This window comes from Lysinibacillus sp. fkY74-1 (assembly GCF_053165895.1).
Genome location: NZ_CP170173.1, coordinates 3026273 through 3050661 on the forward strand (window position 1 = coordinate 3026273; position 24389 = coordinate 3050661).

The following is a 24389-nucleotide window of genomic DNA, read 5'->3' on the forward strand; positions in this document are numbered from 1 at the left end:
GAGGCGCTATCGTTGAAGAAAAGGGTTTCTATTTTTATTGTTTTGGCGTTAATGTTATTAAGTGCTTGTGGAGAAAATACGAAAAATGTTGAAAATGAACATGTAGCTACAGAGGGGGAAGCGTCCCACGAAGGGGATAGTCATGCTTCAGGTGATATTCAGGAAGAAACAGCTTCAGCAAACGTTCTTCCATCGTTTTTAGAGGATAAACAAGAAAATATTCGCTTAGTGTATCAAGTCGCTGGACAATCTACAGAAATTCTTGAATGGATGCCATGTTATTGTGGATGTGGTGAATCTTCTGGCCACAAAAGTAATTTAAACTGCTTTATTCAGGAAAAACGTGAGGATGGATCCATCGTCTGGGATGATCATGGCACTCGTTGTTTAGTCTGTTTAGAAATTGCTGTACAGTCAGCTAAAATGCATCAGGATGGCAAGAGTCTAAAAGAAATTCGCCAGTTTATTGATGAGACTTATAAAGAAGGCTATGCAAAACCAACACCAACTGATATGCCAGCATAAAAAAGCAACGTCCATCGAGAAATTCACTCTCGATGGATTTTGTCATTTTTTCTTTCTTTTTTATTTCCGATATTCGGTAAATCACTGTCGATTTCAATATACGCTTCGAGCATAGTTGCTCTTCTTAAGCTATTTGCCATATTTTCTTTCAATTCATGGCAGCAAAAGTAAGCATCCATCGCCTGCATGGACAATTTGTAAGGAAGATAAATGAAAAATCTATAGCAGCTTCGAGTTTTCGCACTAAATAATCTTTGGGAACTCTTTGATCCACCGTTAACAGTTCTAATTGTTCACATTCATTGATTGGATTATTCGTCATTATGGGTGATTGGAACGAAGGGCGGCGACTCCTGCTGGAAAGTCTAAAACCTGGACTGAGCGGATGTTTTCTGTGCAAAAGCAAAGCGGTAGTGGAAATCAACGGCTTTACTTCATTTTTTAAAAAAAGACTGTAGGCAAACTCAAAATTCAATGAGTTTGACTATAGTCTGACGCAAAGTCGCTTAACCTCGCTTTTATTGTTTCACTTGATTTTTCTTTCTTTTCCGAAGGCTGACATATAAAATCACTGCAATGATCATTATTAATCCTACAAATTCTGCAATTAGGATAAATGAAATTTCTCCTTTTTTATCCGTTTTTACATCATTTTTATTAACGTTTTGATTTACTGCTACGACAAACTGTCCTTCTTTTGTTTCAATCGCTGCACCTGCTTGCGAATCAGTCTCTTTCAGGTGTGCAAAAAAGTCCCCTTTTACAGAAGCATTCTCTAACGTTTGAATCCACAATAACGGCCGCTTTTTCTGCCAGAAGTTCCTAGTCATATAAGCATATTGTCCAATTGCCTCAGGTAAAAAGCCTTGTTGGATTAACTGCTCCGATGAATGTGGAATATGGGTACCATTTTTGGAAAGCCATTTGAGCTGCTTCATGTCCCCCATGAAAATGACCGCATGCTTTTGTAAATCTTCTTCTGTGACGTCTTTGTCATTCATAAGCGTGATGTTAGCCATTTTACCATTCATCATTAATGCTTTATACATTGATACCATCGTGACATCATCCATGCTTTCATTATCAGGAACCACCATTAATGTATGATCATGAAAGGAATTCGGAAAATCACGTAGAGTAAAGGTCGGTTCAGCTACATCTTTAGTAATAGATAAAGTACTATCACTATCTATATATAACCAATAACGTTCATTCGTCGTTTCACATGGATCCTCTAATTGAAAGCCTGTTACTTCGAACTGAATATCTGTCATGGATTGTTGATTAAGAACATTGGTTTGAATAGGTAGTAAAGCTTCATACATATCTGTAGTAGTTTGCTTTATCTTTCGTACATCTACCGAGTGTGGGACATTATTAATATAAGCAATCAATTCAAGTTTCCGATCGTCATCTTCATAATGGTCCGGTATACTGGCTGATTTCTTTAATATTAATCGCATGACCGCTTCTTTATTAGCCTCTAATTGTGGCAAGGAAACATAATAACGCGGGGTCATCGTTAATTGACTAGACAATGTTTGGCTTTCAAAGCCAAACTGCTTAAAGGAAATCGTTGTATCTGAAGTGCTGTCTATTTTCGGTAAATCTTTAATAGCTAATGTATTTCCGATTAATTGCTCGGATAATCTAGACTCTGTTAAAAAGGATAATCGTTCCTCAATCGCTTTAGCACTATTAGAAGTCACAGCCAAAATAGGGAGCCGGCGATTGGAATCTGTATTTAGTAATTCCTGTATAGATAATGTCATGGTGTCGTCACTAACATTGATTTTAGCTAATACATTTTTAATTAAGCTTGTACTAAATTCCTGTTGTGAGCCTACGATAACAATAGGACCAGACACTTGATTGACCGCATCTTCCCGTTGTATCTGTACATTCGTATCACCATGCTCCGATAAATAAGCAGCGAGCTGGTATCCACTATTTAAAGTCGCTCCAGAAGCTTTCTTTGGTAAAATAACTGTTGTTTCATATCCCTCATAGCCCAAAAATGCAGTTGGATAATTAGCTAAGGTCCATGCAGGGTTCTCCTCGCTAAAGGCGGAAATGGAAGATAGGATATCGATACGTAACCAATTACCTGCATTACCAGGTGGCACACAAATACCTTCTTTTAAAATCCCATAAAAACTTGCAGTAATCTTGTGAGTCCCTTTTAATAAAGCCTCTTTCGGAAGATTTACCACAATGTTTTGCTTGAGCGAATCGGCTTTTAATGGCACCGATATAATCGCTACATCATCCACTTTTACGGTAAAGGAGGATGGTGCTATAAGTAGCTCTGAATGTTGAATTTGAAAGGTTACCTGCTGGCCATTTTGTTTCACATCATCTACTAGATTATAATAAAAATCTCTCGACGAAGAAGGTCCCTGTAATTCAATGGGCTGTGATAATAATGGCTTGTTTTGCTTCTGATTACCTTCTATTGCCATTGTATTATCATCTACGGTAATGGTAGCCGCAACAGCGTCGTTTGTAAAACATAAAAAGCCTATAAAAGTAAGTAGATAGAAAAATTTGGCTCTCATTATTCCGCTCCTTTATCTGTTTGCTTTGAAAATCGTTCAGTTTTATACCATTGCACTTCTTGTCCGGTAAACATGCGCTTTATTTCTAAAAATAATGACCATACGACTAATACGATCCACATTTGAGAATAAGTAAAATACATAAGAATGACATATAAAAAATTCTTTTTATTCATTTCAGTTTTTTCAATACTTAAAGTAATCATTACTTCTCCTAGAAATAGTAAAAAGGCTAGTACCCATAAAACAAGAGCAATATCACCTACGGTTAAACCAATGTCATAAAATAAATTAATAACAAATAAAGCATTGGATAAAATAACGCCAAAGAAAAATAAGAAATATGTGAAGAAGAAGTAAAATAAATCAAATATAATACTTTTTCTTTTTAAGGTGAAAAATTGGCTTAAAAATTTCAGAACCACATATTGATTGCCCCTTGCCCACCTTGTTCGTTGTTTCCACCAAACTTTTAATGTCTCTGGCTCCTGCTCCCAAGTAATAGCTTTTGGGAAAAATCGAATATGATAGCCTAAATTATAGACACGGATGGTCAGCTCAGTGTCCTCTGCTAATGCTTTGACATCCCATCCACCTAACTGCTCTAAAACTGTACGGCGGATTGCAAAATTAGTACCAGGAATGGTCGCTACTTTAAACCACTTCCAACGACCTCCCTGAGCCATCCACTGGAAGCAAATCGTCTCTATATTAATAAACCTTGTCAACCATGTTTCAGCCGCATTGATGACACGAAACTTCCCTACAGTTGCAGCAGCTTTAGGGTCATTCATGAGACCCATTACTAAATACCAAACTGCCATGCGTTCAGGTGTATTATCGGCATCATAGACCACTACAATGTCTCCTGTCGAATCCGCTAACGCAGAATTTAATGCCGAGGATTTACCCTTCCCTTTGTTCGGCTCCACGGTTTCAATGACTCGCATAAATGGAAACTTTTCAGCATACTGCAAGGCAATATTTCCAGTTTCATCAGAGGAATTATCATTAATAACAATCACCTCTAATTTATCTTTTGGATAATACAAACGAGACATAGCCCGTAAAGTTTGCTCAATTACGAGTGCTTCATTATGAGCAGGAATAAAAACACTGACAGAGGGTACATCGGTCATTTTTTTAGACCATTCATCGATCGGTTTTTCAAATAAACGAAAATGTAAATAGCCTCCCTCCATTAAAAACATATGGTAGAGCAGCATAATCCAAATGAGGAAAAGTGAAATAAAAAATAAAAGATTAGCCAGTTGTCTTCCTCTCCTCAAATAATCTCTTACGCAATGTGATTCGTAAACGTAAGGTGCTTATAAAAAATAATGTAACAAACAAAGAAACAATAAGGACAAGTACCCATAAAATTAATTCGAATGGCCGTTCATCGAATACAATTTTTAAAAGCTCTGTTTTAGAAAAAGTTAGGTCAATGGTCTGTTCACCATCTTTATGTTGGACGATTGTAACATTCTCTGACTTTACTTGTTGGTTTGTTTGTCGGAAATTCATGAGTTCTAGCTGAGGATGCCCTTTTAGCACATCAACGAGTTCTTGAACATAGGATGCATTTACATAAGCAGGGTATTGAATGCCAATTATTGAACTGGGAACCTGTAATAAATAATCTATTTTTTGTTTCACAGTATACAAAGGATTGATGTCTGTATCAGAAATGGTTCCCACCGTCATTGGATAAATGGTCCGGTTGTCCATTTGTTTAATATAGAAGGATTGACCTTCTTCCTCGATACTTCCTTTAAATAGGCTACTCTCTTCACGGCTTATCGCCGGATAAATTTTCCGGAGTGCTAAATATTCAAGACTTTTTTCAGGTGATGTAGAGGAAGAAAGGATAAAAGGATAACCTTCAATTTGTAGCTTTTGTAAATAACTTAATAATTTTTTATTATCATGTAAATAATATATATTTTTTTCAAATTTATCCAATAATATAGGTGTTACCTCAAGAGCAATAGGCACACTATTTCTAGTGAATTCCTTTACTACCTTTTCTAACTTTTTCACATCTGTTTTCATATTAATATCTGATAGTACAATAAAAGCAGGATGTGACTGAGGCTTGGGTAATTGCAGCAAGTCACCCATAACACTAGGCCATTGATATTGTAAAGTCCCTCTATTGACAAAATCTCCGATATAAGCCCAATTGTTCTTTTTAACGATGAAAGGATACGATTCATTCATGGAAGAAGCCCTATTCATGACTTCGAAATCAGCAGATGGTAGGACACTTTTCCATTTCACAGGATTGTCTAAACTCTCTCCCCCAATTGTTCGTAGCTCCACTATTTGACCTTGCTGCCATTTAGCAAAGGGACTGAATTGAAGAGCATTCTCACCAATTAGAATCGCAGAACCCTGAAAACGATTCACCGCTGCTAGAGCCTTTCCAGGAATAGCTGTTGGATAAGCATTTAAAATAACCAGGCGTTTATATCGTTGTAGCATCTGTTCATCTATTTCTTCAATCGCTAAAACATCCACGGACGTATATACTTGAAGCATTTCTTGCAATGCCATTACATCAAGATTTGGTTGTTGAGTACTTGTAACAAAGATTAATGCTATATCTTTGTCATCTTGGACAGCAAATACAGTCTCACTTGATATGAAAGTATAAAAACAAAGCATTCCAATGGCGAACCATAAGTTGTATTTAGAGCGCACTTGTTTTCATCTCTCTTTCTAATTCTGTTAAAAAATCATCAAATGTTGCTTCCATCAATGGACGATAGGTAATAAAGCTTGTTTTATAATTAAGTGTTACCCATTTGCCATTGACCAATTGATGGTTTTTTAATGCTTGATCTAGTTTGTCATAAATAACTTCCATATGCTGTTCTGTTGTATCGATTAATAGCAAACCTATATGGTTTTCACGAAAACGAAACTTTTTATCAGTTTGTCTGACCGTTTGTTGAATTCGTTGTGAAAGCTGTTGCCATAAATGCTGTACCTCTTTCGCACCATACAGCTTTTGGAATTTATCATAATTTTCAAGCTTTAAAATCATAAAGACAAACGTATGTTTATGTCGGTCTGACCTACGCATTTCTTCATTGACACTTATACGCATTCTCGTTTCATTATCAAATCCTGTTTCCACATCAATGGCTACATAATTTCTAACATCGTCTTGCAGTTTTTTTAAATAGTTTCTCTGTTCTCTCATTAATTCATGCACCTTACCAGCACAAAGAATGAGGATCAATAGCAGAATCCCATAAGCGAAAAACATTTGCATGGAAAAAGTAGTGTTTAGAAAAATGACGGCTCCTGCTATTCCTGTATATAGTAATGTAGAGCCCGTTATAAAAATAAAGATAAGGCTACTAACAAGCCCAAATACAGTCCCCCTCCAAAGGGTAAGTACAATGAGAATCATTAAAAAAATATATAATAATATGCCTTCAGCATCCTGACGGAGTAAAAAATAAGCTGGTATTTGTAACAATAAAATGAGTATCGTTCCATAAAGCAAAATAGCTCTATTTCTATTCATTGTGGTACGCATTTTTTACCTCCCTTTCTGCTAATAGTGGTAGCAAATTATCAAAACTATGCGTTAACTTTGTATTTTTATCGACATAACCTGATGAAGGATCTTTTAGTGCTATCATCTTCTCCATGAACTGCTGAGCTAATTGCTTTTCATTTAACGCCAGCATATATCTTGCTGCCATGGCATAAACAGCGGGCGATTCAAAGGTAACGGTCGGTTGATTTGTTTGAGCACTATAACGACCATAGAGTCTGCCATCTCTTTTCAAAAGCTTTAACAGCCAGTTTTTAAATGGAATTGTGTCCCCATCCATCGAAGCAAGATGATAGGCTGTATATAATTGATCAATCATATGCAATTCCTCGTCGAACACATAACTTTTGGAGGAAAGGTCAAAATATTTTGGGAAAAATCCTGCCTCAGCTATAGGAGCATTTTGTAAAATATCTAACTGATATTGAACTTGTTGTGGAGATAATAGGTCATGCTGTTCCATCTTCTGAAAAGCAGAAGGCATAATATAGCTTATGGTTAAAGTAGTTGCTTTATCATGACTGCTGACATCCACAAAATCGACAAACAGCTCTTGATTCATCCCATACTGAACCAAATTTTCTCCAATTTTTTTACCCAATTGTTCATAATCTGAATCATGCCACTTCTCACTTGCATCTAGTAACACTCGAATAATACGTAGATCATCGATTAGTGCATTCACAGAAGCTTTTTTAGTATCTTCTAATCGCCATACAATAAAGTCATTTGACAAAAAATACAATTTCAATACATCAACCTGTTCATCAAAACGTGCATGATCACCTTTTTCTACTAGATAAGCAAGCCATAGCCCAACCGATTCAGATAAAAATACATCCTTTTGGTTAGCTAAATCTGTGCGTAACAATCCTTTTTCATTCATTAAATCTTCAATGACAAATTGTTCCGTCTGCGAAATTGCGGGTTCTTTTTGTAATGCTACCTCATTTCCATTACAGCTTATTAAAAGAAAAACAACACTAGTTATTAAAAAAAACCATTTTAAAATTTTTATCATTGTCATCTTCCTCATTAAGAGTTATTTTTCTATAATGAAACCAGATTTTATCATGTAGTATACTACAATTAGAATGGCTAAGATTTTATATGAGTAGAATCATACTTTAAATATACTCTAAAAAAAAAATGCCCAAACGAGGTCTATAGACCCATCAGGCATTACACAATTATTCTATAAAAACTATATTTTTTTAATTTCCTTTTTAAAGCAAGATTGTAAATTGTCATTCCTATTATTTTTGATACAGACCAATGGGTACAACTTATTGGTATCACTTCACAAGCTGTAAGATTGTTTTAAAATGTTCATGGTCTGCTCGTTGCAAAAGTTCATATAAAATCATTTCCATACTCGTTGGATAAATACCTAGGGCACTCATTTTAGCTAATCCGACTTCCTTATTGGCCTTTGTTCGTGAAGAAACAGCATCTACCACTACTTCAACTTCAAATCCTTGTTCTTTCAGTTGTCTAGCTGTTTGGTATACGCAAATATGCGTTTCAATGCCCGTAACAATAAATTGAGAACGTCCACTTTCCTTTATTGCTTTCACAAATTCGTCTTCTTCCCATGCACTAAAAGCCATCTTAGCAATAGCTTGTCCTTGTAAATGTTGTGCTATATCGAGTGCCGTACCGCCTAAACGACTTGGGTTTTGTTCTAGCCATAAAACAGGGACTTTCAGTGCTTCCATTGCTTGTATCAGCTTAGCAATATTGGCAATCGTTGCTTCACTTTCATCAACAATCGTTGCTAGCTTTCCCTGCACATCTACGACTACTAAACAAGCATTTTCTACTGTAAACATTATGAACACCCCTTTACTATTCTCAATCTATTATACAAAAACTTACTAGGTAATGGGTTAATTTCATACATTTTCATGCATCGTCTTCATAAATAATCGTTTTATTTTCTAGTCTATCCTTTTCTATAACTCCAACAAGAATGACTTTTTCTACAGATACAAAATCCGAACATTAAACCGTTCGCAATCGACTGAATTTATTTTAATTACGAAAATTCTAACTTTATTACCTATGAAATTATACTTTTTGTTCGTATTTGAATTAAAAACGTCTGTTAATTGTGTACATTTTGTTGCGAGGCTGTCGCTATTCTGCTCAAATATTAAGAATTTTATTTTTTCTCTTGAAAATTAAGTTATAATCCAGTAAAGTTCTGTTATCCCGCTTTAATGGTCCTATTTGCTAATGATTGTTCTTAGACGATTAAAGCCCGATCAGTACAGTGTATATTCAGCAGTTCATAGCCACTGGATAAAATTTCACATATTAACCAAACAAGGAGTGTACCCACTTTGACACAACGTGCATACAATTTCAACGCAGGCCCATCTGCTCTGCCCCAAGAAGTATTAGAAAAAGCTCAACAACAATTAGTAGACTTCCGTGACTCAGGTATGTCGATTATGGAAATGAGCCATCGTAGTGCCATTTTCGATGAAGTACATAACGAAGCTATCGCCTTATTGAAAAAGCTATATGCAATACCTGAAAATTACGAGGTGCTATTTTTACAAGGGGGGGCAAGCCTCCAATTTACAATGGTGCCAATGAACTTCCTATCTACTGACCAAAAAGCAAGTTATGTATTATCAGGCTCTTGGTCTGAGAAGGCATTCAAGGAGGCTAAATTTTTCGGTACACCTGTGGAGGCTGCTAGCACGAAAGACAACCAATACCGCAATATTCCTGCCCTAGCAGACATTCAGTTCGATGAAGATGATGCCTATGTGCACATCACTTCTAATAATACTATTTACGGTACACAGTGGAGAGATTATCCAGATACGGGAAATGTACCATTAGTTGCCGATATGTCTAGTGATATTCTTTCTAAACCAATTGATATTCAGAAATTTGGACTTATTTATGCAGGTGCTCAAAAAAACCTAGGTCCTTCAGGTGTTACAGTTGTTATTATACGCAAAGATCTTCTTGAAAAAGCAAATAAAAGTATTCCAACAATGCTTAAATATACAACACATGCTGATAGTAATTCTTTATATAATACACCACCTACATTTGGTATCTATATGCTAGGCGAAGTGTTGAAATGGGTAGAATCTAATGGTGGAGTCACTGCAGTTGAGAAGCGCAATGAATTAAAGGCTAAAGTTATTTATGATGCGATTGACAATAGCAACGGCTTCTATAAAGGCCATGCCACTCCAGAGAGCCGTTCACTTATGAATATTACATTCCGTGTAGCCGATGAGGAGCTTGAAAAACAATTCCTAGCGGAAGCAAAAGCAGCTGGCTTTGTAGGGCTAAATGGCCATCGTTCTGTAGGTGGCTGTCGTGCGTCAACTTATAATGCTGTGCCATTAGAGGCTTGTGAAGCTTTAAGAGACTTTATGGTCGATTTCCAACAAAAACATCAATAATGTTATGAAAAATGACGATGAGTTACGTTTCTGTAATGACTCGTCTTTTTTTTTGTTTCCAATGATAATCTATCCCCATACAAATATCATTATTAGATTTTTATAGCAAAATTTACTTTTAGGACTTTGCACAATGCCAAAGTTTTAGAGAAAAATATAGATTTTTATGCGGACTATCGGACAGATTACCAGCCTCTATCTATTTACTAAACATAGATTATTACTGTAAGGATACTCTTACGAACATAGAGGAAGGGAGGTCTGAACGATGGAGGATAGACGATATACAACACAGATGAACTGGCAAGGTTGTAAATGTCCAAAAAAGGAAGAGAAATGTTGTCCACGAAAAGAAGAAAAATGCCCTTGTCAAAAAGAAGAAAAATGTACACCGAAAATGAGCAGCAATTGTAGAGGCTGTATTTGTCAGCAATTAAGAAAATTAGAGCTAGCTACTACACTAGACATCTTCTTATCTGGAGGTATTAGCTTCTTAGGTGTGACTTTCATTTCTTTCGATCCAAGAAATTGCTGTGCTTACTTCCTTGAGCCAGGTGCGGCTGCTGCTTCACCTTTAATTGTAGACTGTAATAAAATTGTTGCGATTCGTAGAGTAGCAGTAGCTTAATAAAATTAGAGAGGGTACATTCCTATAAGGAACAACCCTCTCTTTTACATAAAAAAACTCTGTCCATTTTTTAAGGTGACAGAGTTTCTTGCTTACAGTCCGGGCATTTCCCATATATTTCAAACTTATGATTTTCAATTTCATAGTCAGGTAGTTTTTCTCCTAACATTTCCATCGGACAAAGATTGAGCTCTTTTACATTTCCACAATCCATACAAATAAAATGATGGTGATGATGTGCGGATTCACAGTGCATTCGGAAATTACGTTCTCCAGATAGCTCTGTTTCCTCTAAAATCCCTAGCTTCACAAATGTAGCAAGGTTGCGGTAAATGGTATCAAAACTCATTCCCGGAAAATCCTTCTTTAAAACATCCAATAAATCACGGGCGGTTAGATATTTATCTGTTGCTGCAAACATATCTAATATTAACTCCCGCTTATCTGTTTTTTTAAAACCATTTTCTTTTAAAATTTCCCACGCTCTTGAAACATTCATTGTGCTACCTCCCCTTGCTTCGCAGCCATTTTAAATGCTACTTTCTTTCCAAGAATCACAAGTAGCAATATCAAAATCGAAGTGACAACAATTGTACCTCCCGGCGCTAAATCCAAATAAAACGCACTAATCAGACCGATTAATACAGCCGTTTCACCAAAAACAATAGCATAAAAGATAGTTTGCTTAAAGCCTTTTGCTAATCGCATAGCTGCTGCAACCGGTAACGTCATTAATGATGATACAAGTAAAATACCTACAATGCGCATACTTGCAGCAATGACAAGGGCAGTCACAATCATAAACAATAGATGCACCCATCGTGCTGGAAGGCCGCTTGCTTTTGCATACTCTTCATCAAAGGATAAAACAAATAATTCTTTAAAAAATAAAAACAAAAAGAGGATGACGACAGCAGCAATTCCAATCACTACCCAAAGATCTTGGCGGGATACAGCTGATACTGAGCCAAACAGATAACTCATTAAATCTGTGCTAAAGCCGCTGGCAAGCGATATAAAGATAGCGCTTATACCTATACCGCCTGACATAATGATGGGTATAGCTAACTCCTCATAGTGCTTATATAAACGTCTTAGACGCTCAATTAAAATAGAACCACTAACAGACGCTAAAATCCCTAGATAAATAGGGTTGAGCAACGCTAAGGCGGTCACAGATTGGCTAATATATAAGCTCCCTGCTATTCCAGCAAGTGTGACATGTGACAAAGCATCGGCAATAAGCGATAGCCTTCGTACTACAATAAAAACGCCTAATAGTGGGGCAAGTATGCCAATTAATAATCCAGAGAAAAAGGCGTTTTGTAAAAATTCATAATGTAAAATTGCTTCAATCATTGTGCCTTCTCCTTCTAATGAATCTTTCTCACAGAATGGCCATACCAAGCATCTAGCGCACCCTGGGAAATATTATCAAATTCATTTTTGTAGCCATGGAAGTGAATCGTTTGATTTAAACAAGCCACATGGCTAATGCGATTAGATACGGTATCGACATCATGTGTGACAAGAATCATTGTAATTCCCTGTTCCCGATTTAATTTCGCCAGCATATCATAAAATGACTGCACGTTCTCGTGATCAATACCAACAGTCGGTTCATCTAAAATAAGTAATTTGGGATCACTGACTAAAGCTCTCGCAATAAACGCTCGTTGCTGTTGTCCACCTGATAATTCACCAATATTACGATGTTCAAATGCATCCATACCAACTGCCTTTAACGCTTCTTGAACTTTTCCTTTAGCTTCTCGTCCAGGTCTTTTAAATAGCCCTAATTTTTTCGTTAATCCACTTTTCACGACCTCTTGCACGGTTGCTGGGAATCCTGAATTAAAGGCATTGGATTTTTGTGAAACATAACCGATCCATTCTCGATGTTTAAACGTTGCACTTGGTTCACCAAAAAGCTTTATTTCTCCCGAAAGAGGCTTCAATAAACCTAAAAGGATTTTTAATAACGTTGATTTCCCCGAACCGTTTGGGCCGAGTAGCGCTAAAAAATCGCCCTCTTCTACACGAAAGGAAATATTTTTTAAAACTTGTGTATAGTCATATTGAAATGACACATTTTCAATGTCAATTAATGTTGTTTTCATGCATGATCGCTTCTTTCTAATTCAAAATCATTACGATTTACAAGTTGTAAGTATATAGGAAAGTGCAGTTTTTGTAAAGAAAAGAAGATGTCTATTCTTTTTGAATGAGGAAATGGCGACCGTTTAAAGCATTTGATTAACCATATCATAAAGGAGGATTGACTTTGAGTATTCAATTTTTACAGCAATTGGCACAAAGCACGGATAAGGAAATTGTCGCGATTGCTCGTGAAGAGGGCTTTGACATTACAACTTCTGAAGTAAAAAAACTTCGGCCTTATTTGGAGCAATTCTCATTTTCCTGGCTTTTTTTAGGCATTCCTAAAGATATTTTAGTTGAAGTGGAGGCTGTTTTAGGAAGAAAGCGCTCTCGTCAGCTAATCGCACTTTTTACAAAATAACGTAATAAGGCCCAACATCAGCACTGTGGCTGGATGTTGGGCTTCTTTGTTAGCCTTTTAAAGCCTCGATAAGCTCAGGCTTAAATGTACTGCTGCGCAGCATATCAATTTCAGCTTTGTATGGAGCTGATTTTGATTTGGCATCACTAGCAAGTGGAACGAATGGTGTTTCTAAAATTTTAGGAATCGCCATTAATTGTGGATGGTGCACAACATAGTTCAAGGCATCAAAACCAATGTGACCAAAGCCGATATTTTCGTGACGGTCTTTAGCAGCGCCTCGCACATTTTTTGAATCATTAATGTGCAGAACTTTGATGCGATCAACACCTATTAATTTATCAAATTCGTTGAGAACACCATCGAAATCCTCGACAATGTTATAGCCAGCATCGTGTGTATGACAAGTATCAAAGCATACAGAAAGACGTTCGTTATGAGTGACACCGTCTATGATTTTAGCTAACTCTTCAAAGGAACGGCCACATTCTGTTCCTTTCCCTGCCATTGTTTCTAATGCAATTTGGACGGGATAATCTTGCGACAATACTTCATTTAAGCCTTCAATAATTTTGGCAATCCCTGCATCTGCCCCAGCACCCACATGTGCACCAGGATGCAAGACAATTTGTGTTGCCTCTAATGCTGCTGTACGTTCAATTTCCGACTGTAAAAAATCTACACCGAGTCGAAAAGTTTCTGGTTTTTCCGTATTGCCAATATTGATGATATAAGGAGCATGAACAACAATATTAGTCATGCCATGCTCTTTCATATGAAGGAGACCATTCATAATGTTCAGATCGGCAATCGCTTTCCGACGTGTGTTTTGTGGCGCTCCTGTATAGATCATAAATGTATTAGCTCCGTACGATAATGCCTCTTTACTAGAGCCAAGTAACATTTCTTTCCCACTCATCGAAACATGTGAGCCAAGTAGCATGTAAAAGCCCCCTTATTTTTTACCTCTCGCTTTTAAGCGGCGTTCGCGTTTTTTAATTTTTTCCATTTCCCATTTCATATTACGCTTATAGCCTGGTTTCACCTTTTTAGGTTTACGCACCAACGCCTTCGCTTTCACATCTATTTCATTCTCTTGTTTAACACGATTTTTACGGGCATGACGCTCTTTTAACTCAGACCATTCTCCGTTTTTAACGTCCATTTGCACAAATGGAATACCCATTTTTTCCACACGTACTACTGCATCCTCTTCAGATGGCTCAAATAATGTAATGGCTGTTCCTTTATTACCTGCACGAGCAGTACGTCCTACACGGTGAATAAAGAATTCTAAATCCTCAGGGATTTCATAGTTAATGACATGAGAAATTCCTTGAATATCAATTCCACGTGCCGCCAAATCTGTTGCAACAATATATTGATATTCGAGATCACGAATTTGCTTCATCATTTTCTTACGATCACGTGGGCTTAAATCACCATGGATTTGTCCACAACGGATACCATGCTCATTTAAATAACCAGCAACATGCTCAGCCGATTTACGTGTATTTGTAAAAATAACAGCCAAAAATGGATTGATGCCTTCAATGACTTCTAATAAACGTTTATTACGTGATTTAGAACGAACAGGTACAAGCATAAAATCAATGCCCTCTGCCACAGGTCGTTTATCGTTCATGTGTACATGGACAGGTGCGTCCATATATTTTTTTAAGAAAGGCTGTAGCTTTTCTGGGATTGTTGCTGAAAATACGAACATTTCAAGTTTCTCTGGCATTTGAGATGCAAATCCATCAATTTCCTCAATAAAGCCCATATCGAAAGCTAAATCTGCTTCATCAACAACTAGAATTGGTGCCGTATGCACAAATAACGCTTGTGCTGAAACAAGGTCACGAATACGTCCAGGTGTTCCAACAACAATTTGAGGTTGCGTTTTTAACTTATCAATAGAGCGTTGTTTGTCCGTACCCCCAATAAAAAGTTTTGCCTGTATAGCTGTTCCTTCTATTAATTGATTCAATGCATCATAAATTTGCTGTGCCAGCTCACGTGTAGGAGAAGTAATAACGGCCTGTACTTCCTGTTTCTCTACATCAATACGTTGAACAATCGGAATTAAAAAACTATGTGTTTTCCCTGTTCCTGTATGTGCCTGTCCAATGGCACTCTTCCCTTTTAATATTAATGGAATAATTTCTTTTTGAATTGGTGTCGGTTCTGTAAAGCCAAGTTCTGCAATGGCGTCCTGCAAAAATGGCTGAAAATTATAATCAGTATATTTTGACATCATTCGTTCCTCCTAACATCTTTTTTCATTGTACCATGATTCGAACTTTAAGGTATATTTACATCCTATTCTTACAAGCATAAACATAATTTTATCGTTTTATGATCACCGTAACAAAGCCCTTATCAAAGGTACTTGAAATACGGAGAATATGCAATCAAAAAAGCGCTGTATCAATACTCGAAAAAGCTGGGTATATGTAAATTTTATGTCAATTTATAGGGAGCTAATGATTAGCATTATTCCCACATGTTATGATAGAGCTGTAAGATATTATAGGAGGTTGATAGATGATGAAAGCAGCAAGATGGTATAAAGCAAAAGACATCCGTGTAGAAAATATTGATGAACCAGTCATTGCACCTGGAAAAGTAAAAATTAAAGTACATTGGACAGGAATTTGTGGTAGTGATTTACATGAATACGCAGCTGGTCCAATCTTTATTCCTGTGGAGCAACCTCACTATGTAAGTAAAGATATCGCGCCAATTGTAATGGGACATGAATTCTCAGGCGAAGTAGTTGAAATTGGTGATGGTGTAACATCCGTAAAAGTGGGAGATCCTGTCGTAGTTGAACCCATTCTTTCCTGTGGCGAATGTGCTGCCTGTAAAAAAGGTAAATATAATATTTGTAAGCATTTAGGCTTCCACGGTCTTTCAGGCGGTGGTGGTGGATTCTCTGAATTTACAATGGTAGACGAAAAATTGGTTCACAAAATGCCCGAAGGACTTTCCTACGAGCAAGGCGCATTGGTCGAACCTGCAGCGGTAGCCCTACACGCAGTACGCCAAAGTAAATTAAAAGCAGGCGATAAAGCAGCTGTCTTTGGAACAGGTCCAATCGGGCTTCTTGTCATTGAAGCGTTACGTGCTGCAGGCGCGTCAGAGATATATGCCGTAGAGCTTTCAGCAGAGCGTGCCGCTAAAGCATTAGAACTAGGTGCTACAGCAGTGATTAATCCTAAAGAGGAGGACGCGGTAGCTCGTCTACATGAATTAACAAATGGTGGCGTTGATGTAGCATTTGAAGTAACAGGTGTTCCAGTAGTATTACAGCAAGCTATAGATTCCACAACTTTTGAAGGTGAAACCATTATTGTTTCTATTTGGGAAACTGACGCATCTATTCTGCCAAACAATATCGTACTAACTGAGCGTTCTGTTAAAGGTATTATTGCTTATCGCGATATTTTTCCAGCAGTGATGGAATTAATGAAGCAAGGTTACTTCCCTGCTGATAAACTTGTAACAAAACGTATAGCTCTTGAAGAGGTCGTAACAGAGGGCTTTGAGGCATTAATGAAAGAGCGAAACCATATTAAAATCCTTGTTAATTCACAAGCTTAATATATAGAAAGACAGGTAGAGAAGCTTTCTCTACCTGTCTTTCATTTTTTTAATCCTTAGTACTCTCCATTTTTTTCATAATATCTATATTCGCCATAAGGAAGTTCACCTTATGTTCTCCCAATACTCCAAATGTACGTTTTTCTATATTTGCCTCTATAATTTTATTAATGTCTTCCTTAGAAAGCCCACTTGCTTGGGCAATTCGATCCACCTGTATTTGTGCTGCCTTCACACTAATATGGGGGTCCAACCCTGAACCTGAGGCAGTCATTAGATCCGATGGTATATCTTGCCGTTGTACGGTTGGATTTGCAAGTAAAAACCTCTCGATATCCCCCTCTATTCGTTTCTTCAATTCTGGATTGGTTGGTGCATAGTTAAATGTACCTGAGCTTACACCACTATAGTTCACCTGATCATTGTCATCTGGTAGCGTATCCTCTGTCGTATAAACATTATAGTTAACGGATGAGACACGCCCCCAGAAATATTCTGGAGCGGTAAAGCTTTGACCAATTAATACAGAACCAACCGCTTGATCGTCCATTTCTATTAAACTGCCATTTGCTTTGTGAGGAAACACCCCTTGAGCTAAGGCTGTCACGGCAAACGGATATATTAAACCACATATAATGAACATGGTTATTGTCACAAATAATGCCTGCTTGGAGTTCTCAATAATTTTTCGCATACAGCTTCCTCCCTATAATCCAACTATACGAAATAGTGGTCCTACTAGTAGATCAATGATCTTAATGCCAATAAAGGGGGCTATTATTCCACCCATACCATACACAAGTAAATTTTTATTTAATAATTTTGCAGCACTCATTGGCTTATACTTTACCCCTCTCATGGCAATTGGAATAAGCAATGGAATAATGATTGCATTAAAAATCAAGGCAGAAATAATGGCACTTGTAGGTGAATTGAGATTCATAATATTTAGTGCCTTCATCTCAGGCACAGCGACCATTAGCATAGCTGGAATAATGGCAAAATATTTTGCGATATCATTTGCAATACTAAATGTGGTTAAGGCACCGCGAGTCATTAGCAATTGCTTGCCAATTTCTACAACTTCAATAATTTTAGTTGGATTTGAATCTAAATCTACCATATTCGCAGCTTCCTTTGCTGCATTTGTTCCTGAATTCATAGCAAGCCCTACATTCGCCTGTGCCAGTGCAGGCGCATCATTCGTCCCATCACCAGTCATAGCTACAACCTTACCCTGTGCCTGCTCATCTTTAATCACTTGAATTTTATCCTCAGGCTTACTTTCTGCAATAAAGCTATCTACTCCTGCTTCCTTTGCAATAGCTGCAGCAGTAAGTGGATTATCTCCCGTACACATAACCGTTTTAATCCCCATTGCACGAAGCTGGTCAAATCGCTCCTTCAGTCCAGCCTTGACGACATCCTTTAAGTAAATTACGCCTAGAATTTTATCATTTAACGCTACTAACAGTGGTGTCCCCCCTACAGAAGAGACTTGTTGAACCAATTGATCTAAATTGCTAGGGATGCTATGCCCAGCTTTCATACTTTCTTTTTTGATCGTATCAGAGGCTCCTTTTCGAACTTTTGTGCCATCGACTTTATCTAAACCACTCATGCGTGTCTGTGCCGTAAATGGAACATGCTTACTTGACTTAATAATCATTTCTTCACCGTCTGAATTGACCCCTAATTCGCAGGCCAGTGATAAAATAGATTTCCCCTCTGGTGTATCGTCTGTTAGTGAACTAAGCCATGCAGCTTGAATTAAATCCTGACTTTCCACTCCTTTAACGGGTAGAAACTCAGCCGCCATACGATTTCCATAAGTGATCGTTCCTGTTTTATCTAAGATTAACGTATCCACATCTCCACATGCCTCTACCGCTCTGCCAGACATCGCTATAACATTAAATTGTGTTACGCGGTCCATTCCTGCAATACCAATCGCCGACAATAATCCACCAATCGTTGTCGGTATTAAACAAACGGTCAGGGCAATTAGCGTAGCGATAGAAATCGGTACATTTAAATAAGTTGTCATAGGATATAGTGACACCACAACCAAAAGGAAGATAATTGTTAAACTTACTAGAAGTGTATTGAGTGCTATTTCATTTGGCGTTTTCTTTCGACTGGCTCCTTCAATAAGCGTTATCATTTTATCTAAAAATGATTCACCAGGCATAGAAGTGATTTCAATCATCAGCCAATCACTTGTTACCGTCGTCCCCCCCGTCACTGACGAGAAATCTCCTCCCCGTTCTTTCACTACAGGAGCTGATTCACCAGTAATTGCGGATTCATCTACAGTAGCAATTCCATCAATGACTTCACCATCATTAGGAATGATCTCTCCAGCTTGAACTAATACAATATCTCCTTTTTTTAATTCATGGGCCAATTTAAAAATTTCAGAACCATCATGAAGCAAAACACGTGCCTGTGTCACTGTCTTTGTTTTTTTTAATGTTTGAACCTGTGCTTTCCCTCTCCCTTCTGCAATCGACTCTGCTAAATTTGCAAATAGAATCGTAACAAAAAGGATAATAGCTACAATCCCATTATATAATCGTGCATGTTCTCCCCCCTCATCACCAAACAAATTTGGAAAAAGAACTAACAGTAACACAAACAAAAACCCTACCTCTACGACAAACATAACAGGATTTTTCAGCATATATAGGGGGCTAAATTTTTTAAAAGCTTCTATTAATGCTCTTTTTAGTATGATGCCAGTCATAAAACTTTTTCTTACTGTTTCCATATGTGTCTCTCCTCATTAAGAATAAAGTTGTAAATGCTCGGTAATTGGACCAAGTGCTAAAGCTGGTAAAAAGGTCAGCGCACCAATCATCAAAACAATAGCAACTAGTAAAAAAGTAAAGGTAGTCGTATCCGTTTTTAATGTTCCTACTGAATCACTATGCCTTACTTTATTAGCAAGTAAAGAGGCTATAGCTAATTGAATAATGATGGTTAAATAACGACCAAAGAACATAGCCAGCCCTGTAGTTACATTCCAAAATGTTGAATTATCCGCTAACCCTTCGAAGCCAGAGCCGTTGTTGGCAGAGGCGGAGGCGAATTCATATAGTACTTGTGATAATCCATGTGCCCCTGGATTCGTTATTCCAGCTATTCCAGATGGTGTCGCAACCGCAAGTGCTGAAAATAGCAAGATAATAGCAGGATGAATTAGAATACAAAGAGCAATTAACTTCATTTCTTTTTCTTCAATTTTTTTACCTAAAAACTGTGGAGATCGACCAATCATTAAACAGGCAATGAAAATGGTAAGTAAAACATACATCATCATGTTCATCAGGCCAACTCCTTTACCACCGAACACAACATTGAGCATCATATTAAACATAGGCACTAGACCACCAAGTGGCGTTAATGTATCATGCATGTTGTTAATTGACCCTGTAGTAAATGCGGTCGTAACGGTCGTAAATAATGCTGATTGCGCTACTCCAAAGCGCATTTCTTTGCCTTCCATACTCCCAAGCTCCTGCGTAATGCCGAGTTCACTAATGAATGGATTACCTGCCTTCTCTGCTATGTACACAGTCACTAATCCCACGAGGAACAATATACTCATCGCAGTAAAAATAGCTAGCCCCTGTTTTCCAAAAATAGTTTTCTTTTTTCTGTAGGCGACCATCAGACTAAAAGCAACGACACATGCCCCTGGTAATAACATCATAGATAATATCTCTACTATATTTGATAGAACAGTTGGATTTTCAAAAGGTGTGGTTGAATTTGCTCCATTAAAACCGCCACCATTTGTCCCTATATGCTTAATAGATTCAAGAGAAGCAATAGGTCCAAGTGCAATATCTTGTAACTTGCCCTCTATTGTTTGTACTGTTTGATTGCCCTCAATGGTTTGTGGTGATCCTTGTGATACTAAAATAAGAGCCACAACAATGGAAAAAGGCATTAAAATGCGAGTAATAACACGAACAAAATCGACAAAAAAATTACCTATCGTATCTGTTTTAGCAACCAATCTACGACAGAAAGCCATACAAGCTGCATAACCAGTAGCTGCTGATGTAAACATCATAAAAGTAATGACTAGCATCTGTGATAAATAACTGAGTCCAGATTCACCACTATAATGTTGAAGATTTGTATTCGTTATAAAGGAAATAATCGTGTTAAATGAAAGGGTAGCTTCCATGTTGTTAATGTTATTTGGATTTAAAACTAGTAATGCTTGAATGCGTAGAATGATATACCCTACAAACACCATCATGGCATTTGAAATAATTAATGAAAGTACATATTCTTTGCCCGTCATATTAACGCGTTTAATGCCGCAAACTTTATAAATTGCTGCATCGACTTTATCTAATAGAGGATCGAGCCATGTTTTTTGTTGCAACGTTACCCGATATAAATAATGACCCGTTAAGATAACGAGCGGTAAATAAATTATGAATACGATGGCTATTTGCCACATATTGTGTCCCCCCTGCCTTTAATAATCTTCTGGATAAAGTAATGCATGCCCTAAATAACCAAACAGAAATACGAGTACAACTCCCATAAAAATCCACATTTGCTATCCTCCTCATGACTCTTCTACTAGTTTGTAGCACCATACTGTTAACGCTAAAACGCAAGCGAAGCTTATAATCAATAAGCCCATCATAAAAAAATCCATCAATCGTAACACCCCTTCTCCTTAAGGATGCTCTCATCATACTGACTTTCAAATTAATGTAGTGTTAGGAAATCTTCTTTTCTATTAAGAAAGGATAAAGAAGTAAAATCTTTACACTTTCTTTATGAAAGTTAAGGCTATAATACAAATGAGGTGAAAGAGGATGGAAAATACACGTCCAACTCCAGAGATGTTTCTTGCGAGGCTTCAACAGGAGGAACATTCTATAGGGAAATTAAAAATCTTTCTCGGCTATGCTGCTGGGGTAGGTAAAACTTACGCTATGTTGGATGCGGCACATCAGGCGAAAAAACTCGGTAAAGATGTAGTGGTTGGCTATGTGGAACCGCACCCTCGTCCAGAAACGTTAGCATTACTAGAAGGACTTGAGCAAATCCCTACAAAGAAAATAACCTATAAGGGGAAAATTTTTCAGGAATTAGATATAGATGCGGTATTGCAGCGCAAACCAGAAATTGTCCTGATTGATGAATTGGCCCATACTAATGTTCCATCAATGCGACACAAGAAGCGTTTTGGAGATGTTGAAGAACTACTTGCTAAAGGAATTCATGTTTTTACAACTGTAAATATTCAACATATTGAAAGTCTTCATGATTTAGTGGAAGAAATCACTGAGATTAAAGTGCGGGAGCGTATTCCTGATTATTTAATCGATCAAGCCGCGCAAATAAAGGTTGTCGACATTGAACCAGACGAATTAATTCAACGTCTGCAAGATGGGAAGGTATATGTCAAACAACAGGCAGAGAAAGCTTTAGATTCATTTTTCCGTAAGCAAAATTTAGTATCGCTACGGGAAATCGCATTACGGCGAACAGCCGATACCATCAACTATCAACAATTAAACAGTAATGAATCTGTCAGAAACTATGTACAAATCGAAGAACACTTACTTGTAGGTATAAGTAGTTCTCCTACAAATGCAAAAGTGATTCGGACTACTGCAAGACTTGCTCAAGCATTACATGGCAAATTTACCGCTCTTTATGTTCAAAACACGCAGGCGCATGAAAGAAATCATGCTGATTCTGAACGCCTACAACAGTATATCAAGCTAGTAGAACAGCTTGGCGGTCATGTTGTCATTGTTCAAGAGGATGACATAGCTGCAGCCCTTGCCAACTATGCTCAAATTAGTGGTGTTACTAAACTTGTCATCGGTCGATCAAGTATGAGAAAAAAATGGTGGCAGCCTAACGCGAAAATTAGTGACCGTCTGAATGAATATGTGCCCAACTTATCTATACACATAGTACCTGATCAAGAAAATGAACAATTTTACTTTCCTCGTATAAAAAATAAACTGGCATTTGAATGGCTGGATCTTTTTAAAATGTTTATTGTATTTACCGTAATATCCATAGTCGGCTTATATTTATATTCAATTGGGATTAGTGAGCCAAATATTATAACCATTTATATTCTAGGTGTTCTCATTCTTGCTATATGGTCATCAGGTTGGCTCATGAGCATCATTAGTTCCATCGTTGCTGTCTTACTTTTTAATTATTTTTTTACTGAACCACGGTTTTCATTTGATGCGTATCATCGTGACTATCCTATGACTTTTTTTATCATGTTTCTTTCTGGAGTAATTACAAGTAGTTTAACGAAGAAGATCAAGGAGCAAACGATTATAGCTATACGGAAATCTTATCGAATGGAAGTACTCCTTGAAACAAATCGTAGACTCCAACATGCGAAGTCAATTGAGGAAATTATTACGGAAGGTATGTCTCAAATTGTCAAATTAGTAGAAAAACCTGTGCAATTTTTTGAAATAGACAATCGGGTAATTGGGAAATCTACTTTTTTTCGTAACGACAAAATATCTACGATTGAAAATCAAAAAATAGCTACGCTTTTCAATAACCCAAACGAGCATGGCGTTGTGAACTGGGTGACGAATAATAAGCATGTAGCGGGTGTATCTACGGATATATTTCCTGAAGTACATGCTTACTATATACCCGTTATTTCTAATGGAAATGTTAGGGGGGTGATTGGTATTGCACTGTCTAAACTACTACCATTACCTGCATTTGAACGCAATATTTTACACGCTATCATTAATGATTTTTCATTCGCGATGGATAAATGGTATTTACAGAAGCTCCATGAAGAAGTAGCGCGAGAAGCTGAAATGGAACAGATGCGTGCTAACCTTTTACGGGCAATATCCCATGACCTTCGAACACCACTCACTGCTATTTCTGGAAATGCGGATATCTTACTGAACAACGCACCATTAATACCCGACATTGAAAAAAACAAATTGTATGAGGATATTTTTAATAATTCGAAATGGCTTGTACAAATGGTAGAAAACTTATTAGCTGTTTCTAGGCTAGAGGATGGACAATTTGCTTTAGAAATGCAGTTGGAATTAGTAGAAGATATCATTCAGGAGGCTCTTTCCCATGTTGTTCACCAAAACAGTTCACATAAAATATCTTATCAAATAGAACCAGAATTTTTGCTAAGCCTAATGGATGCTAGATTGATGATACAGGTTTTCATCAATATCATCGATAATGCATTGACTTACACCCCTCCAGGCAGTGATATAACTATTTTGGTGAAGGAATGTGATGGTTTAGTAAACTTCAGTATTTCAGATAATGGACCAGGAATTGATGATTCCTTAAAAAGTAGCTTGTTTGAGCCGTTTACAACTGGCAAGGTACAACGCAGTGATAGTAGACGAGGGCTCGGTTTAGGCTTAGCACTGTGTCAAACCATTTTAAAATTACATGGTAGTCAGATAACTGTTTCTGATAATAAACCTCAAGGAACCATTTTTAACTTTTCACTGAAAAAGGAGTAAGAAATTTG

Annotated in this window: 20 protein-coding genes; 6 read left to right on the forward strand and 14 right to left on the reverse strand. The window is 37.3% G+C overall.

Annotated elements, in window-relative coordinates; translation table 11 throughout:
- The first annotated feature begins 12 nt into the window (after window positions 1–12).
- Window positions 13–525 carry a PCYCGC motif-containing (lipo)protein gene (locus ACE1MS_RS14855; RefSeq protein ID WP_012295202.1) on the forward strand — a complete coding sequence of 171 codons (513 nt, stop codon included), beginning with the start codon at window positions 13–15 and terminating at the stop codon, window positions 523–525.
- Window positions 526–1043: 518 nt separating this feature from the next.
- Here the strand turns inward: ACE1MS_RS14855 and ACE1MS_RS14860 are convergent.
- The 6 genes from ACE1MS_RS14860 to ACE1MS_RS14885 form a co-directional block, all read right to left on the reverse strand.
- Window positions 1044–3083, reverse strand: a complete 2040-nt coding sequence (locus tag ACE1MS_RS14860) for a cellulose biosynthesis cyclic di-GMP-binding regulatory protein BcsB (RefSeq protein WP_197225059.1) — start codon at window positions 3081–3083, stop codon at window positions 1044–1046.
- Complete coding sequence (locus tag ACE1MS_RS14865; protein ID WP_036162843.1) at window positions 3083–4354, reverse strand: glycosyltransferase family 2 protein; 1272 nt, start codon at window positions 4352–4354, stop codon at window positions 3083–3085. Before ACE1MS_RS14865 ends, ACE1MS_RS14860 begins: the two co-directional genes overlap by 1 nt.
- A complete protein-coding gene (locus ACE1MS_RS14870) occupies window positions 4347–5789 on the reverse strand; it encodes a hypothetical protein (RefSeq protein ID WP_012295206.1) in 1443 nt (480 codons plus the stop codon). Before ACE1MS_RS14870 ends, ACE1MS_RS14865 begins: the two co-directional genes overlap by 8 nt.
- On the reverse strand, window positions 5779–6636 hold the full coding sequence (locus tag ACE1MS_RS14875; protein ID WP_036164204.1) for a diguanylate cyclase domain-containing protein: 858 nt from the start codon (window positions 6634–6636) through the stop codon (window positions 5779–5781). The genes ACE1MS_RS14870 and ACE1MS_RS14875 overlap by 11 nt, the downstream gene beginning before the upstream one ends.
- A complete protein-coding gene (locus ACE1MS_RS14880) occupies window positions 6617–7678 on the reverse strand; it encodes a hypothetical protein (RefSeq protein ID WP_227256824.1) in 1062 nt (353 codons plus the stop codon). The genes ACE1MS_RS14875 and ACE1MS_RS14880 overlap by 20 nt, the downstream gene beginning before the upstream one ends.
- 274 nt (window positions 7679–7952) lie before the next feature.
- On the reverse strand, window positions 7953–8489 hold the full coding sequence (locus ACE1MS_RS14885; RefSeq protein ID WP_012295209.1) for a hydrolase: 537 nt from the start codon (window positions 8487–8489) through the stop codon (window positions 7953–7955).
- Between the two features lie 513 nt (window positions 8490–9002).
- Between ACE1MS_RS14885 and serC the strand changes: the two genes are divergently transcribed.
- On the forward strand, window positions 9003–10091 hold the full coding sequence (serC, locus tag ACE1MS_RS14890; protein ID WP_012295210.1) for a 3-phosphoserine/phosphohydroxythreonine transaminase: 1089 nt from the start codon (window positions 9003–9005) through the stop codon (window positions 10089–10091).
- Window positions 10092–10359: 268 nt separating this feature from the next.
- On the forward strand, window positions 10360–10719 hold the full coding sequence (locus ACE1MS_RS14895) for a hypothetical protein (RefSeq protein WP_031417000.1): 360 nt from the start codon (window positions 10360–10362) through the stop codon (window positions 10717–10719).
- A 70-nt stretch (window positions 10720–10789) separates the two neighbouring features.
- Here the strand turns inward: ACE1MS_RS14895 and ACE1MS_RS14900 are convergent, their stop codons facing one another.
- The 3 genes from ACE1MS_RS14900 to ACE1MS_RS14910 are packed head-to-tail and all read right to left on the reverse strand — an operon-like array spanning window position 10790 to window position 12839.
- On the reverse strand, window positions 10790–11218 hold the full coding sequence (locus ACE1MS_RS14900) for a Fur family transcriptional regulator (RefSeq protein WP_012295212.1): 429 nt from the start codon (window positions 11216–11218) through the stop codon (window positions 10790–10792).
- Complete coding sequence (locus ACE1MS_RS14905; RefSeq protein ID WP_031417001.1) at window positions 11215–12078, reverse strand: metal ABC transporter permease; 864 nt, start codon at window positions 12076–12078, stop codon at window positions 11215–11217. The genes ACE1MS_RS14900 and ACE1MS_RS14905 overlap by 4 nt, the downstream gene beginning before the upstream one ends.
- 14 nt (window positions 12079–12092) lie before the next feature.
- On the reverse strand, window positions 12093–12839 hold the full coding sequence (locus ACE1MS_RS14910; protein WP_447402452.1) for a metal ABC transporter ATP-binding protein: 747 nt from the start codon (window positions 12837–12839) through the stop codon (window positions 12093–12095).
- A gap of 164 nt (window positions 12840–13003) precedes the next feature.
- Between ACE1MS_RS14910 and ACE1MS_RS14915 the strand changes: the two genes are divergently transcribed.
- The gene (locus ACE1MS_RS14915; protein ID WP_012295215.1) at window positions 13004–13240 is read left to right on the forward strand and encodes a Nif11 family protein; all 237 of its coding nucleotides are present in this window, start codon (window positions 13004–13006) and stop codon (window positions 13238–13240) included.
- 49 nt (window positions 13241–13289) lie between these two features.
- Here ACE1MS_RS14915 and ACE1MS_RS14920 read toward each other — a convergent pair whose 3' ends face one another.
- Both ACE1MS_RS14920 and ACE1MS_RS14925 read right to left on the reverse strand, forming a co-directional pair.
- Complete coding sequence (locus ACE1MS_RS14920; protein WP_031417006.1) at window positions 13290–14183, reverse strand: deoxyribonuclease IV; 894 nt, start codon at window positions 14181–14183, stop codon at window positions 13290–13292.
- Window positions 14184–14195: 12 nt separating this feature from the next.
- Window positions 14196–15497, reverse strand: coding sequence for a DEAD/DEAH box helicase (locus tag ACE1MS_RS14925; RefSeq protein ID WP_031417008.1), 1302 nt, complete (start codon window positions 15495–15497; stop codon window positions 14196–14198).
- Window positions 15498–15790: 293 nt separating this feature from the next.
- Between ACE1MS_RS14925 and ACE1MS_RS14930 the strand changes: the two genes are divergently transcribed.
- Window positions 15791–16846 (forward strand): 2,3-butanediol dehydrogenase, encoded by a 1056-nt coding sequence (locus ACE1MS_RS14930; protein WP_031417010.1) that lies wholly within the window; start codon window positions 15791–15793, stop codon window positions 16844–16846.
- A 49-nt stretch (window positions 16847–16895) separates the two neighbouring features.
- On the opposite strand, the gene kdpC is transcribed toward ACE1MS_RS14930, so the two are convergent.
- Genes kdpC through kdpA form a run of 3 tightly spaced genes read right to left on the reverse strand, consistent with a single transcriptional unit; the run spans window position 16896 to window position 21326 of the window.
- Entirely contained in the window at window positions 16896–17540 is a 645-nt protein-coding gene (kdpC, locus tag ACE1MS_RS14935; protein ID WP_031417011.1) for a potassium-transporting ATPase subunit KdpC, read from the reverse strand.
- Window positions 17541–17552: 12 nt separating this feature from the next.
- A complete protein-coding gene (gene kdpB, locus ACE1MS_RS14940; protein WP_036164208.1) occupies window positions 17553–19616 on the reverse strand; it encodes a potassium-transporting ATPase subunit KdpB in 2064 nt (687 codons plus the stop codon).
- 15 nt (window positions 19617–19631) lie between these two features.
- Entirely contained in the window at window positions 19632–21326 is a 1695-nt protein-coding gene (kdpA, locus tag ACE1MS_RS14945) for a potassium-transporting ATPase subunit KdpA (protein WP_031417013.1), read from the reverse strand.
- A gap of 367 nt (window positions 21327–21693) precedes the next feature.
- Here kdpA and ACE1MS_RS14950 point away from each other — a divergent pair, with 367 nt between their 5' ends.
- Window positions 21694–24381 carry a DUF4118 domain-containing protein gene (locus ACE1MS_RS14950; RefSeq protein WP_447402453.1) on the forward strand — a complete coding sequence of 896 codons (2688 nt, stop codon included), beginning with the start codon at window positions 21694–21696 and terminating at the stop codon, window positions 24379–24381.
- Window positions 24382–24389: the final 8 nt, after the last annotated feature.